Source organism: Betaproteobacteria bacterium (assembly GCA_016194905.1).
Lineage (GTDB): Bacteria > Pseudomonadota > Gammaproteobacteria > Burkholderiales > JACQAP01 > JACQAP01.
Genome location: JACQAP010000017.1, coordinates 99,535 through 113,836, shown reverse-complemented (window position 1 = coordinate 113,836; position 14,302 = coordinate 99,535). Strand labels below are relative to the sequence as shown.

The window sequence follows — 14,302 nt, the reverse complement described above, 5'->3', positions numbered from 1 at the left end:
CAGATGCGCAATAGCTTACTTCGGAATCGAGCCTTCGACACCCTCCACGTACCAGTTGAAGCCCATCAATTCCTCGATCGGCATGACCTTGCCTGCGGCCACTTTGATCGCACCCGACTGATCCTTGACCGGTCCCTGGAACGGTTGGAACTTGCCTTCCTTGATCGCCTTCTGCTTGTCCTCGAAGGCTTTCTTGCCATCGGCCGGGACTGCCGCATTCACCGGCGACATCACCACCAGGTTCTCCTTCAAGCCCCACTTCACGACGTCCGGCTTCCAGGTTCCCGCCAGAATGGATTTCACCGCCGCGACGTAGTACACGCCCCAGTTGTTGGTGTTCGCCGACAGATGCGCCTTGGGCGCGAACTTGGTCATGTCCGAATCCCAGCCGAAGGCATAGACGCCTTTTTCCTGCGCCACCTGCAGCACCGCAGGCGAGTCGGTGTTCTGGCACATCACGTCCGCGCCCTGCGCGACCAGCGTCTCCGCGGCCTGGCGTTCCTTGGCCGGGTCATACCAGGTGTTGACCCAGATCACCTTGGTCTTTATTTTCGGGTTGACGCTCTGCGCACCGAGCGTGAATGCATTGATGTTGCGGATCACTTCCGGGATCGGGAAAGAGCCGACGAAGCCCAGCGTGTCGGACTTGGTCATCTTGCCGGCCAGGATGCCGAGCAGATACGCTCCTTCGTAGAACCGGGCTTCGTAGACACCGAGGTTTTTCGACGTCTTGTAGCCGGTGGCGTGCTCGAAAATCACATCCGGAAAGCTTTGCGCGACCTTCACGGTTGCGTTCATGTAACCGAACGAGGTGGTGAAGATCACTTTGTTGCCGTCGGTGACGAGCTGGCGGATGACTCGCTCCGCGTCGGCGCCTTCCGGCACGTTCTCGACGAAAGTCGTTTTCACCTTGCCGGCCAGCTCCTTCTCCAGCATCAGGCGGCCCTGGTCGTGCGCATAAGTCCAGCCCGCGTCCCCCACCGGCCCGACATAGACGAACCCGACCTTGAGCGGCTCGGCGGCGATGACGCCACCCGCCGCGCCCAGCGCCAGGACTGCGCCCAGCAGCGATGCGGCCAGACGGGAACCGAATCTTTTCATGACTTCCTCCTTGATGTTTCCAACATGCATGAACAACCTGCCATAAGCTTATATCAACGAAACCGTCACGCGGCGGCATCTTGCCGCCGCGTGACGGAATGTACCCGCCGTTGCCGCGCAGGATCCGCCGGCCTAGAAGTGATATTCGGCGCGGATCATCGGGGTCTTGGCGAAGGCGCCGTCGCCGGCCGGACCGTTGTGGTCATTACCGAACTTGTTCTCCCAGTATTCGTATTCGAGGCCCACCTTGAACATATCCTTGGGGCCACCCGCGATACGTCCCACGTCCAGCATGATTGCGCCGTCGAAATGGATTTCTGTCTTGGTGTCTCCGCCGAACTCATCCTTGCCCTTGGGGGCGATGACGTCGAAGTAGCCCTGGAAACGGAATGGCGAGGAACCGATGGGAATGCCCCAGGCGAGATCCAGCATCGCATGCGTGTCGTAGTCGTAGCGGCTGGTGATGCCGACCGGCGCGTTGCTCTCCCAGAGTGCCAGCACGCTGACGTTCAGGAAGCCGGGAACATCCATCATGACGGTCGGACCGATCACGAGCATTCGCTTCTTGGAGGAGTAACCGACATCGTTCTTCGTGTTCCAGTCGAAGCCGAATGTGCCGCCGATGTCGCGCACGATCCCGAATTTGTAGTCACCGCCCGTGACCTTGGCGAGGTCGACGGTATTGCGGTAGACCAGGTACGCCTCCTGCGCTCCCGTGCTGTTCGCGCCCGGATCGTTGCTGTCCGACATCAGGAAGTCGACATTGAAGAAATTCACACCGTACTTGTAGCCGCTCACGTGCTGCAAATCGATGATGCTCTTGCTGATGTCCTCGTTGTTGAACGGTTCGCGGAACTTGGTGCCGTACCGGTAGCCGATCGAGGTATCGCTCCATTCCGCCGCGACGGCGGATGTCATGCCCGCGCCAAGCACGGTTCCCAATGCCACAGCGCCGGCCACAAGTGCCGTCGCCACCTTTCGATTTATCCCGCTCATTTTGCAAACTCCCTTGAAGTCTTCGAGCCCATGAACCGCTGCCGGGAAGATCTGCATTCCGATCTATCCGGCAACGCGCAAGCACCCCATCGGAACGCGCGATTGCATCCAATAAAATGCACTGCGTGGATACTCTGCAAACCCTATGCCACCGGTCGGCAAACCGCACCGCGAGTGCGGGCAGACAGTCAAAACATGGACTTAAAAAAAATTTTGAAGCAGCATCCACGCTTCAAAATGAAGCCTGCGCGGAGCACGCGTGTTCACGAATGGTGCAATGCGGGGATTGTTGGCGGATGGAAACGAGGCAGGTGCGGAGCACGCCGGCGACCGGAAATGCGCAGCGGAATACGCATTCCCGGAAAAAGACTGTATACACTTTCCCGGCCCCGGCCGGCCGTCAGAAAACGACCGATTCGATCAGATAGCGTCCGGGTAGCGCGGCTACATCGCAGTTTTCGCTGGGACCGGCGCGCTCGACGACCAGAAAATCGCTGACGCCGCCGAGCGAGAGCAACGGATGGTGCCAGACGCCGCGGGCGTAGTTCACGCCCTGGCGGCCATTGCTCAGAAAGGCGAATGGCTCGCCGGGCCGTCCGTCCGTGCCGTCGGCCGCCACCACGATCAGAAAAGGAATCACGCCCACCGGCACGAAGGCCTGGCTACCCAGCGGGTGGCGCTCGACTTCGGACAACTGCAACGGAAAACGCACCGGCTGGCCGCGGAACACGCTGAGCGCCGTGCGGCCGCCCTGCATCGACACATCGATCTGCGCGAGGTCGTTGAAGCGCATTGCCGTGCCGTCATTGATGGCGAAGGAGCGCGAGCCATCGGTCTCGATCACGTCGCCGAAGCGCGCAAACCCCGCGCGCGTAAGCGGCCGCACCTCCAGTACCTGCGCCGCGCTCATCGCCGCCCCGCAGAGACCTGGCCCCACAGGCGCAGCCGGCTCACGCCGCCGTCGGGAATGATGTTGAAGCGCACGTGCGTGATCGCGCCGAGGCCGCTGATCTGCTCCGCGAATACGTGCACCGCGTCCATCGACAGTGGCTGTTCGGGCAGCAGCACCGGCCAGAACATGCTTTGCGTCACCAGCGCCTCGTCAGGCACGTTCTTCGCGTTGGTGGCCTGCAGCGAGCAACGATCGGGATAGTTGCCCTTGAAATGCGCGGTATCGACTTCGATCCTGCGGATGATTCCGGGCCAGCCCAGCGCGATCACGCTCCAGTCGTTGCCCGGTTCGCGCCGGCGGCGCGTTTCCCAGCCGTCGCCCATGTTCTCGCCACGCCCGGGCGCCAGCAGATTGATCGGATTGCCGAAATGCGCGTCGTTCCACGCCACCGGACGGCCGCCGTTTTCGACGGCGGCGAGGTCGTAGAGCGTGTCGCCGCCGCGCTGCGACCAGTCGCGCGCGACCTCTCCATACACGCGCAGCCGGGCAATGCCGCCGTCGGGATAAATGTTGAGCCGCACGTGGCTCCATATCCGCGGGTCGGCTATCGCCGGATAGTGATGCGTGTTGCCGGCGAGTTTGAGCGGCGCAAGCAGTTCGACCCATTCGGCATCCGCGCCGGGGTCGCCCTCCGACAGGCACGCTTCGATCGAAGCAGCGGGCGGATAGTTGCCGGTGAAATGGCTGGTGTCGATGTCGAAACCGCGTATCGCTCCCGGCAGGCCCAGGCGGATCACGCAGAAGTCGTGGCCGGGACCCCGCCGGCGGCGGGTCTCCCACCCGTCCATCCACTTGCCGTTCTCGTCGTATTTGCCGGCGACGAACACCGCGGCGGCACGTGCCAGCATGCGATCCTTCGGCGCGAAGAATTCGTCGCTTGCCGAAAGCGCCCTGGCGCCGATGCGTGGATCGGCCAGGTTCACGCATCGGCGCACGAAGTCCGGTGCGTCCGGATTCATTTGTTTGTCTGTCATGGGCCGCTCCTTGCCAGCTCCCGCTTATCCGATCAGGTCATGCAGCCGGAACCCGGCGATGCGCCCGATTTCCAGCAGGCAAGCGCTGAATTCCTGTTCCGCGGAATGCGCGAGCCGCTGTTCCAGCTGGCCGATGATCTGCGTGCGCGTCAGTCCGCGTACCGCGACAATGAACGGAAATTCGAATTTCTTCCGGTAGGCGGCATTCAATGCCTGCAGTCGTGCGAACTCTTCCGGCGTGCAGCGATCGAGGCCGGCGCCGGCTTGCTCGCTGCGCGACGCACCGGTCAGCTGCCCCGCCACCGCAAGCCTGCCCGCGAGTTCCGGATGCGCGCGAATCAATGCCAGTTGCTCCTCGTGGCCGGCGGCCGCGACAACTTCTTCCATCGCCGCGTGCAGCGCGTCGCGCGACCGGAACGGCCGCGCTTTCCATGTCCGCTCCGCAACCCAGGGCGAATGCTCGTAGATGCCGCCGAGCTGTTCAATGAATGCCTCGCGGTCCAGCGCATCGATTTGATGGATCGAAATCGTCACGCCGGCGCGAGATAAGGGTGATGCTCGGCCCAGTGGCGGGCGATTTCCACGCGCCGGCAGATCCAGACCCTGTCGTGCTTCTGCACGTGGTCGAGGAAACGCGCCAGCGCGGCGATGCGCGCGGGACGGCCCGCGAGGCGGCAATGCAGGCCGATCGACAGCATCTTCGGCGCCGACTCCCCTTCCGCGTAGAGCACGTCGAACGCATCCTTCAGATAGCTGAAGAACTGGTCGCCGCTGTTGAAGCCCTGCGCCGTGGCAAAGCGCATGTCGTTGGTGTCGAGCGCGTACGGCACGATGAGGACCGGCCTGTCCCCGACCATTTCCCAGTAGGGCAGGTCGTCGCTGTAGGAATCCGCGTCGTAGAGGAAGCCGCCGTGCTCCACGACAAGGCGCCGGGTATTCTCGCTGGTGCGCCCGGTGTACCAGCCCAGCGGGGCGACACCGGCGACGCGGCGGATCGCCTCGACCGCCAGGCTGACGTGCTCGCGTTCGGTGTTTTCGTCCACGCCGTGATAGTTGATCCAGCGCCAGCCATGGCTGGCAATTTCATGGCCGAGGGCGGCCATCGCGGCCACCGCTTCCGGATTGCGCGCCACCGCCATGCCCACCGCAAATACGGTCAGCGGCAACCGGCGCTGCTCGAACAACCGCAGCAGCCGCCACAGCCCGGCGCGGCTGCCGTACTCGTAAAGCGACTCCATGCTCATGTGCCGTGCGCCCACGAAGGGTTGCGCGCCGACGATTTCCGAGAGGAAGGTTTCCGAGGCCGGGTCGCCGTGCAGCACGCTGTTCTCCGCGCCCTCCTCATAGTTGAGCACGAACTGCAGTGCGACGCGCGCCTCGCCCGGCCATCTCGCATGCGGCGGATTGCGCCCGTAACCGATCAGGTCGCGCGGATAGCCGGGGTCAAAGCTGCCGGGTGCGTTCATGCCGTCACGCCCAGGATTTTCGCCAGGTCGATGTTCTCATCGTCGTCTTTGAGCTTGAGCTTGCGCTCGATGGCGAGCAAATGCCGGTCCATGCGCTCCGCCGCCTTGCGTGTCTCGCCTTCGACTATCAGGTCGATGAGCTCGTTATGTTCCTCGCTGGCGCAGGGTATGCTGCCGGGACTTTCGTAGAGCGCAATGATCAGCGAGCAACGCGACACGAGCTCCGTCAGGTAGCGCAGCAGGACTTTGTTGGCTGCCGCCTCGGCGAGCATGATATGGAATTCGCCGCCCAGCCGGATCCAGGCTGGGCGGTCGCCGCGATGCAATGCGGCGTCTTCCTCCTTCACCAGCTGGCGCAACCGGGCGATCTGCGGCCTCGTGGCGCGCATCACGGCCAGCGGCACAATCGCCGCCTCGACGGCGCGGCGCGCGATGAAGATCTCGCGCGTTTCCTGCGGCGTGGGACGTGCGACAATGGCGCCGCGGTTCGGGCGCAACTCGATGATGTGTTCATGCGCGAGCCGTTGCAGCGCCTTGCGCACGATGGTGCGGCTTACCTTGAACAGCTCGCAGAAAGTCGACTCGGTGAGTTTCGTGCCGGGCGGCAGGCGCTGGCTCATGACGGCGTTGAACACCGAGTCGTAAATGCGCCTGTCGGTCCCGGACAGGCCGCGCTTCGCCTTGGCTCGAACCGCCTCGGGGGCGCGGACAGACAGCTTCGCCGTTTTTTTTCCGGTCCGCCTCACGCCTTTGCTATTCTTCAGACTCATCACGGTTGCAGGGACGCCGGGTTTGTTGCGTGGCATGCATATTGCACAACCTCGCGACAATATTCAAAGTGATTGTACACGACGGGTTCCGGTCCGGCTGCGTTGCAGCCGATGCGATGCGCGGACCGGAATTGGTGCGGCAGGAGGAGCCTCCGCCCCAGCGTGGCGCATTCGGCCGGGCCGGAACGCAACGTCCGCGCTATATTATGTATACAGTTTTATGACCGAGGGCACGGCGACGCACCGTTTCCGATGGGCAAGCTCACCACGCACATTCTCGATACCGCGCATGGCCGCCCCGCGGCCGGCATGCTGATCGAACTGCGCCGCCTGCCTGCGGACGAGGTCCTGTTCTCGGGGCGCAGCGATGCGGACGGACGCTGCGGGCGGCCGCTGCTCGAAGGCGCGTCTTTCGTCCCGGGCGAATACGAACTGGTGTTCCATACGGCCGATTATTTCCGCGCGCTCGGCGTGAAGCTTCCCGATCCGCCCTTCCTCGACCGGATCGCGTTGCGTTTCGGCCTCTCCGGCATCGACCAGCACTATCACGTTCCGTTGCTGGTATCGCCGTGGAGTTACTCCACTTATCGCGGCAGCTGAACATGCCGGCCCGCCGATCCATCCGGTTCATCCTCGATGGCGAAGTTGTGCAACTCGACGACGTCGCACCGACGATGACGGTGCTGGAGTATCTGCGCGAGAAGCTCGGACGCACCGGCACCAAGGAAGGTTGCGCCGAAGGAGACTGCGGCGCCTGTACCGTGGTGATCGGTGAACCCGCCGCCGGCAAAATCAGCTATCGCGCCATCAATTCCTGCATCCGCTTCCTGCCCACGCTCGACGGCAAGGAAATCGTCACGGTGGAAAACCTGAAGTCGGCCGACGGCAAACTGCATCCGGTGCAGCAGGCGATGGTGGACTGGCATGCTTCGCAATGCGGTTTCTGCACCCCGGGTTTCGTCATGTCGCTGTTCGGCCTGTATCTGAATGAGGCGGCGCCGCAGCGCGACGATGTCGTGCGGGCGCTGTCGGGAAACCTGTGCCGCTGCACCGGTTACCGGCCGATCATCGATGCCGGTTGCCGCATGAGCGGCTATGCCGATCCGGCGTCCTGGAGCCGCGCGTATGCGCGGGATGCAAAGCGGCACGAGGCGTTGGAGGCCATCGCCGCAACCGATACCGTCTCGCTCGACGGCGGCGCCGGTTTTCGTGCGCCGGTTTCGATCGACGAACTCGCGCGGCTCTGCGAAGCCCACCCGCAGGCGTTGCTGCTCGCCGGCGGCACGGACATCGGCCTCTGGGTCACCAAGCAGCTGCGCGACCTGCCGATGCTCATTTACACCGGCAACGTCGCCGAGCTCAGGAGCGTGCGCGAGACCGGAAATGCCGTCGAAATCGGCGCAGCGGTCAGCCTCACCGACGCCTATGCCGCCATCGTTGCGCGCTATCCCATGCTGGCGGAACTCGCCGATCGCTTCGGTTCGCCCCCGGTGCGCAACTCCGGCACGCTCGGCGGCAATGTCGCCAATGGATCGCCGATCGGCGACTCCATGCCTTTCCTGCTGGTTCTCGGTGCAACCGTGAAGCTGCGCCGCGGCGGCGGCGAACGCGAGATGCCGCTCGAAGACTTCTATCTCGGCTACCAGAAGACAGCGCTGCAACCCGGCGAGTTCGTCGAAGCCGTGCGCATTCCGCTGTCACCCGCCGGGCGCCGGTTCGCCAGTTACAAGATTTCCAAACGCTTCGACCAGGACATTTCCGCGCTGTGCGGCGCCTACGCGTTCGACCTGGAGGACGGCCGCATCGCAAAGGCACGTATTGCCTACGGCGGCATGGCTGCCGTGCCGAAACGCGCAATGCACACGGAGGCGGCGCTCATCGACCAGCCGTGGTCGCGCGCCACCATGGAAGCGGCGCTTTCCGCGCTCGCGCTGGACTACGCCCCGCTGACCGACATGCGTGCCAGCGCCGAATACCGGATGCTGGTGGCGCAGAACCTGCTGCTGCGCTTCTTTGCCGAGCACAGCGGGAAACCGGTGCCGACCCGCGTGGCCGAACTCGAGGAGCATTGAGCCCATGCCCGAACTCGTTCACGTGTCCGTCGCCGGCCAACCGCTGCCGCACGAAAGCGCGCCGCTGCATGTCAGCGGCGCGGCGAACTACACCGACGACATCCCGCTCCCGGAAAATGTCCTGCATGTCGCGCTCGGCATGAGTACGGTCGCCCACGGCCGCATCAAGTCGATGGACCTTTCGGCGGTTGCCACCGCACCCGGGGTGGTGGCCATCGTCACCGCAGCCGACGTTCCCGGTTCCAACCTGATCGGCCCGGTGCTGCACGACGATCCGATCTTCGCCGAATCGCTGGTGGAATTCGCCGGCCAGTCGCTGTTCGGGGTCGCGGCAACCTCTTATGGCGCCGCGCGGCGCGCGACAAAGTTTGCGCGTGTCGAGGTCGAGGAGTTGCCGGCGATCCTCGACGTCCGCAGCGCACTCGCGGCAAAAAGTTTCGTCGTGCCCACGCACACCCTGCGCCGCGGCGAACCCGAAACGGCGATCGGCCGCGCGCGGCATCGACTGGCCGGCAGCGCGGAACTCGGCGGGCAGGAACACTTCTATCTGGAAGGCCAGGTTGCGGTGGCGCTGCCGCAGGAAGACGGCAGCATGCTGATCTACAGCTCGACGCAGCACCCGACCGAGGTGCAGCACATGGTCGCGCATGCGCTCGGCAAGAAATCGCACGAGGTCGTCGTGCAGTGCCGGCGCATGGGCGGCGGCTTCGGCGGCAAGGAAAGCCAGCCGGGACAATATGCCTGCGCCGCCGCGGTGATCGCCGCGCGCACGCGCCGGCCGGTCAAGCTGCGCCTGGATCGCGATGCCGACATGATCATGACCGGCAAGCGCCACGATTTCCTGATCGAGTACGAAGTGGGTTTCGACGACAGCGGCCGCATCGCCGGGGCGAAAATCATGCTGGCCTCGCGCTGCGGCTTTTCCGCGGACCTGTCCGGACCCGTGAACGACCGCGCGATCTGCCACGTCGACAACTGCTATTTCCTCGAGAACGTCGAAATCGTCTCGCATCGCTGCAAGACCAACACCGTGTCGAATACCGCGTTCCGCGGCTTCGGCGGTCCGCAAGGCATGGTCGCGATAGAGGCGGTGATGGACGATATCGCGCGCAATCTCGGCAAGGATCCGCTGGACGTGCGCCGCGCCAATTTCTACGGAACCGCGGAACGCAACGTCACGCCTTACGGCATGGTGGTGGAAGACAACATCATCCATCGCATCGCCGACGAACTCGAGGCAAGCAGCGACTACCGCGAGCGCCGCCGCCGCATCCGCGAATTCAATGCCGCCAGCCCGGTCCTCAGGCGCGGGATCGCGCTGACGCCGGTCAAATTCGGCATCTCGTTCAACGCCACGATCTACAACCAGGCCGGCGCGCTGGTGCACATCTACACCGACGGCAGCGTGATGGTGAACCACGGCGGCACCGAGATGGGACAGGGGCTCTACACCAAGGTCGCCCAGGTGGTGGCGAGCGAACTGCAGATCGATGTTTCGCAGATCCGCACCAGCAGCACCGATACCAGCAAGGTGCCGAACACGTCCGCAACCGCCGCCTCATCCGGTGCCGACCTGAACGGCAAGGCGGCGCAGGCTGCCTGCCAGAAACTCAAAGGCAGGCTCGCCGCCTTTGCTGCGGAGAAATTTTCCGTGCCGTCCGATGCCGTGCGCTTCGCCGCCGGCAAGGTCCTCGCCGGCGGCCACGTAATCGAGTTCGGCGAGCTGGTGCGCGAGGCTTACGCGGCGCGCATTTCGCTGTCTTCCACTGGCTACTACCGGACACCGAAGATCCATTGGGATAAAAAGACGCTTACCGGCCGGCCATTCTTCTATTTTGCCTACGGGGCCGCGGTATCCGAAGTCGCCATCGACACGCTCACCGGCGAGAGCAAGCTGCTGAGGGTGGACATCCTGCACGACGTCGGCCGCTCGCTGAACCCGGCGCTCGACATCGGCCAGGTCGAAGGCGGCTTCGTGCAGGGCATGGGCTGGCTGACCTCCGAAGAACTGGTCTGGGATGCTCGCGGGCAGTTCAGAACGCACGCGCCGTCGACCTACAAGATTCCGACCGCAGCCGACTGGCCGAAACATTTCAACGTGCGCCTGCTCGCCGACGCGCCCAATCGCGAAGACACCATCTTCCGCTCCAAGGCGGTCGGTGAACCGCCGCTGATGCTCGCAATCTCGGTGCTGTACGCGATCCGGGATGCGTGCGCGAGCTGCGAATCCGGCACGTTGCCCGTCCTGGTTGCGCCTGCCACGCCCGAATCCATTTTGCGTGCGCTGGCCTCGCTGACGAAAGCGCGAGCCGCGCAACCGCTTGCGGCCTTCGCGGGAGCCGGCGCATGAACGACCGGCTTGCCATGCCGCCGCGATTGCAACTGCGCGGCATCACCAAACGCTATCCGGCGGTGGTTGCCAACGACGGCGTCGACCTCGCGGTGCGTCCGGGCGAAATACATGCGGTGCTGGGCGAGAACGGCGCGGGAAAAAGCACGCTGATGAAAATCATCTACGGCGTGACTCACCCCGATTCGGGCGAGATGCTGTGGGAAGGCCGGCCGGTGCAAATCGCCAGCCCCGCGGAAGCGCGCAGGCTCGGCGTCGGCATGGTGTTCCAGCATTTCGCTCTGTTCGAAACCCTGACCGTCGCGGAGAATATTTCGCTCGCACTCGACGAGCGCATCCAGCCCGCGAAGCTGGCGCCGCGCATCCGCGAAGTCTCGCAGAACTACGGCCTGCCGATCGACCCGGACCGGTTGGTCCACAGCATGTCGGTGGGCGAGCGGCAGCGCGTCGAGATCGTGCGTTGCCTGCTGCAGAATCCGAAGCTGCTGATCATGGACGAGCCGACGTCGGTGCTGACGCCGCAGGCGGTGCTGAAACTGTTCGAGACCCTGCGCCGGCTCGCAGCCGAAGGCTGCAGCATCCTCTACATCAGCCACAAGCTCGACGAAATCCAGGCCTTGTGCGACAGCGCGACGGTGCTGCGCGGCGGTCGCGTGACGGGCACCGCCAGGCCGAAACGGGAAACGGCCGAGAGCCTCGCCAGGATGATGATCGGTTCCGACCTGCCCGAATGCCGGCTGCAAAGCCGCGAACCCGGCCAGGTGCTGCTGCAGATCGACCGGCTCACGCTGAAGACGCTCGATCCGTTCGGCGTCAACCTGCGCGAGATCAGCCTCACCGTGCGCAGCGGCGAAATCGTCGGCATCGCGGGCGTGTCCGGCAACGGTCAGAAGGAATTACTGGCGGCGTTGTCCGGCGAAGCGCGATCCGGAAAGCCGGAAACGATCGTGCTCGGGGAGGTTGCCGCGGGCCGCCTCGATCCCGCGCAGCGGCGCGCGATCGGGCTCGGCTTCGTGCCGGAGGAGCGTCTCGGCCGCGGCGCCGTGCCGGCGCTCAGCCTGGCCGAAAACGCGCTGCTTACCGGCAGCCATCGCAAAATGGTTAACGGCGGCATGGTCCATCACGGCCTGATCCGCCGCAAAGTCGTGCGCAGTTTCGCGCGCGACGTGATCAGCCGCTTTAAGGTGAAAAGCCGCGACGAACAGGCGGCCGCGTCCAGCCTCTCCGGCGGCAACCTGCAGAAGTTCATCGTCGGCCGTGAAACCATGCTCGATCCGCGGATCATCGTCGTCGCGCAACCGACCTGGGGCGTAGACGTCGGCGCTTCCATGTTGATCCGCCAGTCTTTGGTCGACCTGCGCGACCGGGGTGTCGCCGTGCTGGTGATTTCCGAAGAGCTCGACGAGTTGTTCATGATCTGCGACCGACTGGCCGTGATCGCCGAAGGCCGGCTGTCGTCGCCGGTGCCCTCTGCCGGAACCAGCGTCGAAAAAATCGGCGCCTGGATGGGCGGCCAGTTCGCCGATGCCGCGGAAGCCGCGCATGCTTAAGCTCGAGCCGCGGCCGGAACCCTCGATCATCATGTCTTACGCGTCGCCGCTGCTGGCGGTGGCGCTGACGCTGGTCTCCGGCTATCTGTTGTTCTCGCTGCTCGGCAAGGATCCGGCGCAGGCATTCGCGGTCTTCTTCATCAAGCCGGTGTCGACGCTCTACGGCCTGGGTGAACTCTGCCTGAAAGCCACCCCGCTGATGCTGTGCGCGCTCGGGCTCGCGCTCGGCTTTCGCGCCAACGTCTGGAACATCGGCGCCGAGGGCCAGCTCACGCTCGGCGCGATCGTCGGCGGCGGCGTGGCACTATGGCTGCACGACGTGCAAAGCGCGTGGCTGCTGCTGCCGCTGATGCTGGTCGCAGGCGCCCTCGGCGGCATGGCGTGGGCGGCGATCCCCGCCATCCTGCGCAACCGCTTTCATACCAACGAGATTCTGGTCAGCCTGATGCTGGTCTACGTCGCCAAGCTGCTTCTGTCGTGGCTGGTACATGGACCGTGGCGCGATCCGCAGGGCTATAACTTTCCGCAATCGCCGATGTTCCACGATGCCGCCATGTTGCCGCTGCTCGTCGAAGGCGTGCGCACCAATATCGCTTTCCTCATTGCCTTGGTTCTTGCCGCGGTCTCCTGGGTATTCGCCGAGAAAACCTTTGCCGGTTTTCGCTTCAAAGTAGCCGGCCTCGCGCCCGCAGCGGCGTCTTATGCGGGTTTCAGCGAGAAGCGCAACGTCTGGCTGGCGCTGATGATCGGCGGCGGCGCTGCCGGACTGGCGGGCATCGCCGAAGTCGCCGGCCCGATCGGCCAGTTGCAGCCGTCGATTTCACCGGGTTACGGATTCGCCGCGATCATCGTCGCCTTCGTCGGACGCCTGCATCCTTTCGGCGTCGTGCTCGCGAGCCTGCTCATGTCGCTGCTCTACATCGGCGGCGAAACAGCGCAAATCCAGATGGCGCTGCCTGCGGCGATCACCGGCGTGTTCCAGGGCATGCTGCTGTTCTATCTTCTCGCAGCGGACCTGTTCATCAACTTCCGTCTGCGTTGGAAAACACGGCCTCGCGGTTCGGCCGCGGCCATCCCGGTCGTGTCGAAAGAAGCGGCATGAACGCGGAGCAACTGATCCCGATTCTGGCGAGCACGGTCGGCGCGGCCACGCCGCTGGTGTATGCGAGCCTGGGCGAATTGATCGTCGAGCGCGCGGGCGTCCTCAACCTCGGCGTCGAAGGCATGATGCTGGGCGGCGCAATAGCCGGCTTCGCCGTCACCAACCAGACCGGCAGCCTCACGCTCGGCTTTGCCGCCGGCATGCTGGCGGGCATGGCGCTGGCGTTGCTGTTCGGATTTCTCACGCTGACATTGCAGACCAACCAGGTTGCCACCGGGCTCGCGCTGACCCTGTTCGGCGTCGGCCTGTCGGCTTTCGTCGGCCGCAATTTCGTCGGCACCGTGGTCGACGGACTCAAAGGCATCTCGATTCCGTGGCTCAGCGATATTCCGCTGATCGGGCCGCTGCTGTTCCGCTTCGATATGCTGGTCTACGCTTCCCTCCTCCTGTTCATCGTCATGCAATGGTTCCTGAATCGCACGCGTGCCGGATTGCTGGTGCGCGCGGTGGGCGAATCGCCGCAATCGGCGCACGCGATCGGTTATCCGGTGATCCTCATCCGCTATCTTGCCGTGCTGTTCGGCGGCGCGATGAGCGGGCTGGCCGGCGCCTACCTGTCGCAGGCGATCACGCCGATGTGGGTCGAAGGCATGACCGCCGGGCGCGGCTGGATCGCGCTGGCGCTGGTGGTGTTCGCCACCTGGAAACCGTGGCGTGTGGTGCTCGGCGCGTACCTGTTCGGCGGCGTCACCATCCTGCAACTGCATGCTCAGGGTTTCGGCGTACGCATTCCGTCCGAGTTCCTGTCGATGCTGCCGTACATCGCCACGATCGTCGTACTGGTGATCATCTGCCGCGACCCGAAGACCATCCTGCTCAACCAGCCGGTTTCGCTCGGCCGGCGCTTCCATCCTGACGCGTAATGCAAAAATCTTCAACGCAGAGGCGCAGAGAAAAAAGAGAGGCCGC

At 64.4% G+C, this 14,302-nt stretch carries 13 protein-coding genes; 6 read left to right on the top strand and 7 right to left on the bottom strand.

Going from position 1 to position 14,302, the window contains the following annotated elements; genetic code table 11:
- Positions 1-15: 15 nt before the first annotated feature.
- The 7 genes from HY067_10935 to HY067_10905 form a co-directional block, all read right to left on the bottom strand.
- Positions 16-1,101 carry a BMP family ABC transporter substrate-binding protein gene (locus HY067_10935; protein ID MBI3528472.1) on the bottom strand — a complete coding sequence of 362 codons (1,086 nt, stop codon included), beginning with the start codon at positions 1,099-1,101 and terminating at the stop codon, positions 16-18.
- A gap of 132 nt (positions 1,102-1,233) precedes the next feature.
- Complete coding sequence (locus HY067_10930) at positions 1,234-2,097, bottom strand: outer envelope protein (protein MBI3528471.1); 864 nt, start codon at positions 2,095-2,097, stop codon at positions 1,234-1,236.
- 400 nt (positions 2,098-2,497) lie between these two features.
- Complete coding sequence (locus HY067_10925) at positions 2,498-3,007, bottom strand: ureidoglycolate lyase (protein MBI3528470.1); 510 nt, start codon at positions 3,005-3,007, stop codon at positions 2,498-2,500.
- Positions 3,004-4,023 carry an allantoicase gene (gene alc, locus HY067_10920; GenBank protein MBI3528469.1) on the bottom strand — a complete coding sequence of 340 codons (1,020 nt, stop codon included), beginning with the start codon at positions 4,021-4,023 and terminating at the stop codon, positions 3,004-3,006. The genes HY067_10925 and alc overlap by 4 nt, the downstream gene beginning before the upstream one ends.
- 24 nt (positions 4,024-4,047) lie before the next feature.
- Positions 4,048-4,557, bottom strand: a complete 510-nt coding sequence (gene uraD / locus HY067_10915; protein MBI3528468.1) for a 2-oxo-4-hydroxy-4-carboxy-5-ureidoimidazoline decarboxylase — start codon at positions 4,555-4,557, stop codon at positions 4,048-4,050.
- Positions 4,554-5,489, bottom strand: coding sequence for an allantoinase PuuE (puuE, locus tag HY067_10910; protein MBI3528467.1), 936 nt, complete (start codon positions 5,487-5,489; stop codon positions 4,554-4,556). Before puuE ends, uraD begins: the two co-directional genes overlap by 4 nt.
- Positions 5,486-6,295: a GntR family transcriptional regulator gene (locus HY067_10905; protein MBI3528466.1), complete on the bottom strand. Its 810-nt coding sequence runs from the start codon at positions 6,293-6,295 to the stop codon at positions 5,486-5,488. Before HY067_10905 ends, puuE begins: the two co-directional genes overlap by 4 nt.
- Positions 6,296-6,511: 216 nt before the next feature.
- Here HY067_10905 and uraH point away from each other — a divergent pair, with 216 nt between their 5' ends.
- The 6 genes from uraH to HY067_10875 are packed head-to-tail and all read left to right on the top strand — an operon-like array spanning position 6,512 to position 14,256.
- Positions 6,512-6,859 (top strand): hydroxyisourate hydrolase, encoded by a 348-nt coding sequence (gene uraH / locus HY067_10900; GenBank protein MBI3528465.1) that lies wholly within the window; start codon positions 6,512-6,514, stop codon positions 6,857-6,859.
- 2 nt (positions 6,860-6,861) lie between these two features.
- A complete protein-coding gene (gene xdhA / locus HY067_10895; protein ID MBI3528464.1) occupies positions 6,862-8,331 on the top strand; it encodes a xanthine dehydrogenase small subunit in 1,470 nt (489 codons plus the stop codon).
- Between the two features lie 4 nt (positions 8,332-8,335).
- Positions 8,336-10,681, top strand: a complete 2,346-nt coding sequence (xdhB, locus tag HY067_10890; protein ID MBI3528463.1) for a xanthine dehydrogenase molybdopterin binding subunit — start codon at positions 8,336-8,338, stop codon at positions 10,679-10,681.
- Entirely contained in the window at positions 10,678-12,231 is a 1,554-nt protein-coding gene (locus HY067_10885) for an ABC transporter ATP-binding protein (protein ID MBI3528462.1), read from the top strand. Before xdhB ends, HY067_10885 begins: the two co-directional genes overlap by 4 nt.
- Positions 12,224-13,333: an ABC transporter permease gene (locus HY067_10880; protein ID MBI3528461.1), complete on the top strand. Its 1,110-nt coding sequence runs from the start codon at positions 12,224-12,226 to the stop codon at positions 13,331-13,333. The genes HY067_10885 and HY067_10880 overlap by 8 nt, the downstream gene beginning before the upstream one ends.
- Positions 13,330-14,256: an ABC transporter permease gene (locus tag HY067_10875; protein MBI3528460.1), complete on the top strand. Its 927-nt coding sequence runs from the start codon at positions 13,330-13,332 to the stop codon at positions 14,254-14,256. The genes HY067_10880 and HY067_10875 overlap by 4 nt, the downstream gene beginning before the upstream one ends.
- The last annotated feature ends 46 nt before the right edge of the window (positions 14,257-14,302 follow it).

Coding starts and splice junctions, on each gene's coding strand:
- HY067_10935 (MBI3528472.1), bottom strand. CDS start 1,101: ATGAAAAGATTCGGTTCCCGTCTGGCCGCATCGCTGCTGGGCGCAGTC.
- HY067_10930 (MBI3528471.1), bottom strand. CDS start 2,097: ATGAGCGGGATAAATCGAAAGGTGGCGACGGCACTTGTGGCCGGCGCT.
- HY067_10925 (MBI3528470.1), bottom strand. CDS start 3,007: ATGAGCGCGGCGCAGGTACTGGAGGTGCGGCCGCTTACGCGCGCGGGG.
- alc (MBI3528469.1), bottom strand. CDS start 4,023: ATGACAGACAAACAAATGAATCCGGACGCACCGGACTTCGTGCGCCGA.
- puuE (MBI3528467.1), bottom strand. CDS start 5,489: ATGAACGCACCCGGCAGCTTTGACCCCGGCTATCCGCGCGACCTGATC.
- HY067_10905 (MBI3528466.1), bottom strand. CDS start 6,295: ATGCCACGCAACAAACCCGGCGTCCCTGCAACCGTGATGAGTCTGAAG.
- uraH (MBI3528465.1), top strand. CDS start 6,512: ATGGGCAAGCTCACCACGCACATTCTCGATACCGCGCATGGCCGCCCC.
- xdhA (MBI3528464.1), top strand. CDS start 6,862: ATGCCGGCCCGCCGATCCATCCGGTTCATCCTCGATGGCGAAGTTGTG.
- xdhB (MBI3528463.1), top strand. CDS start 8,336: ATGCCCGAACTCGTTCACGTGTCCGTCGCCGGCCAACCGCTGCCGCAC.
- HY067_10885 (MBI3528462.1), top strand. CDS start 10,678: ATGAACGACCGGCTTGCCATGCCGCCGCGATTGCAACTGCGCGGCATC.
- HY067_10880 (MBI3528461.1), top strand. CDS start 12,224: ATGCTTAAGCTCGAGCCGCGGCCGGAACCCTCGATCATCATGTCTTAC.
- HY067_10875 (MBI3528460.1), top strand. CDS start 13,330: ATGAACGCGGAGCAACTGATCCCGATTCTGGCGAGCACGGTCGGCGCG.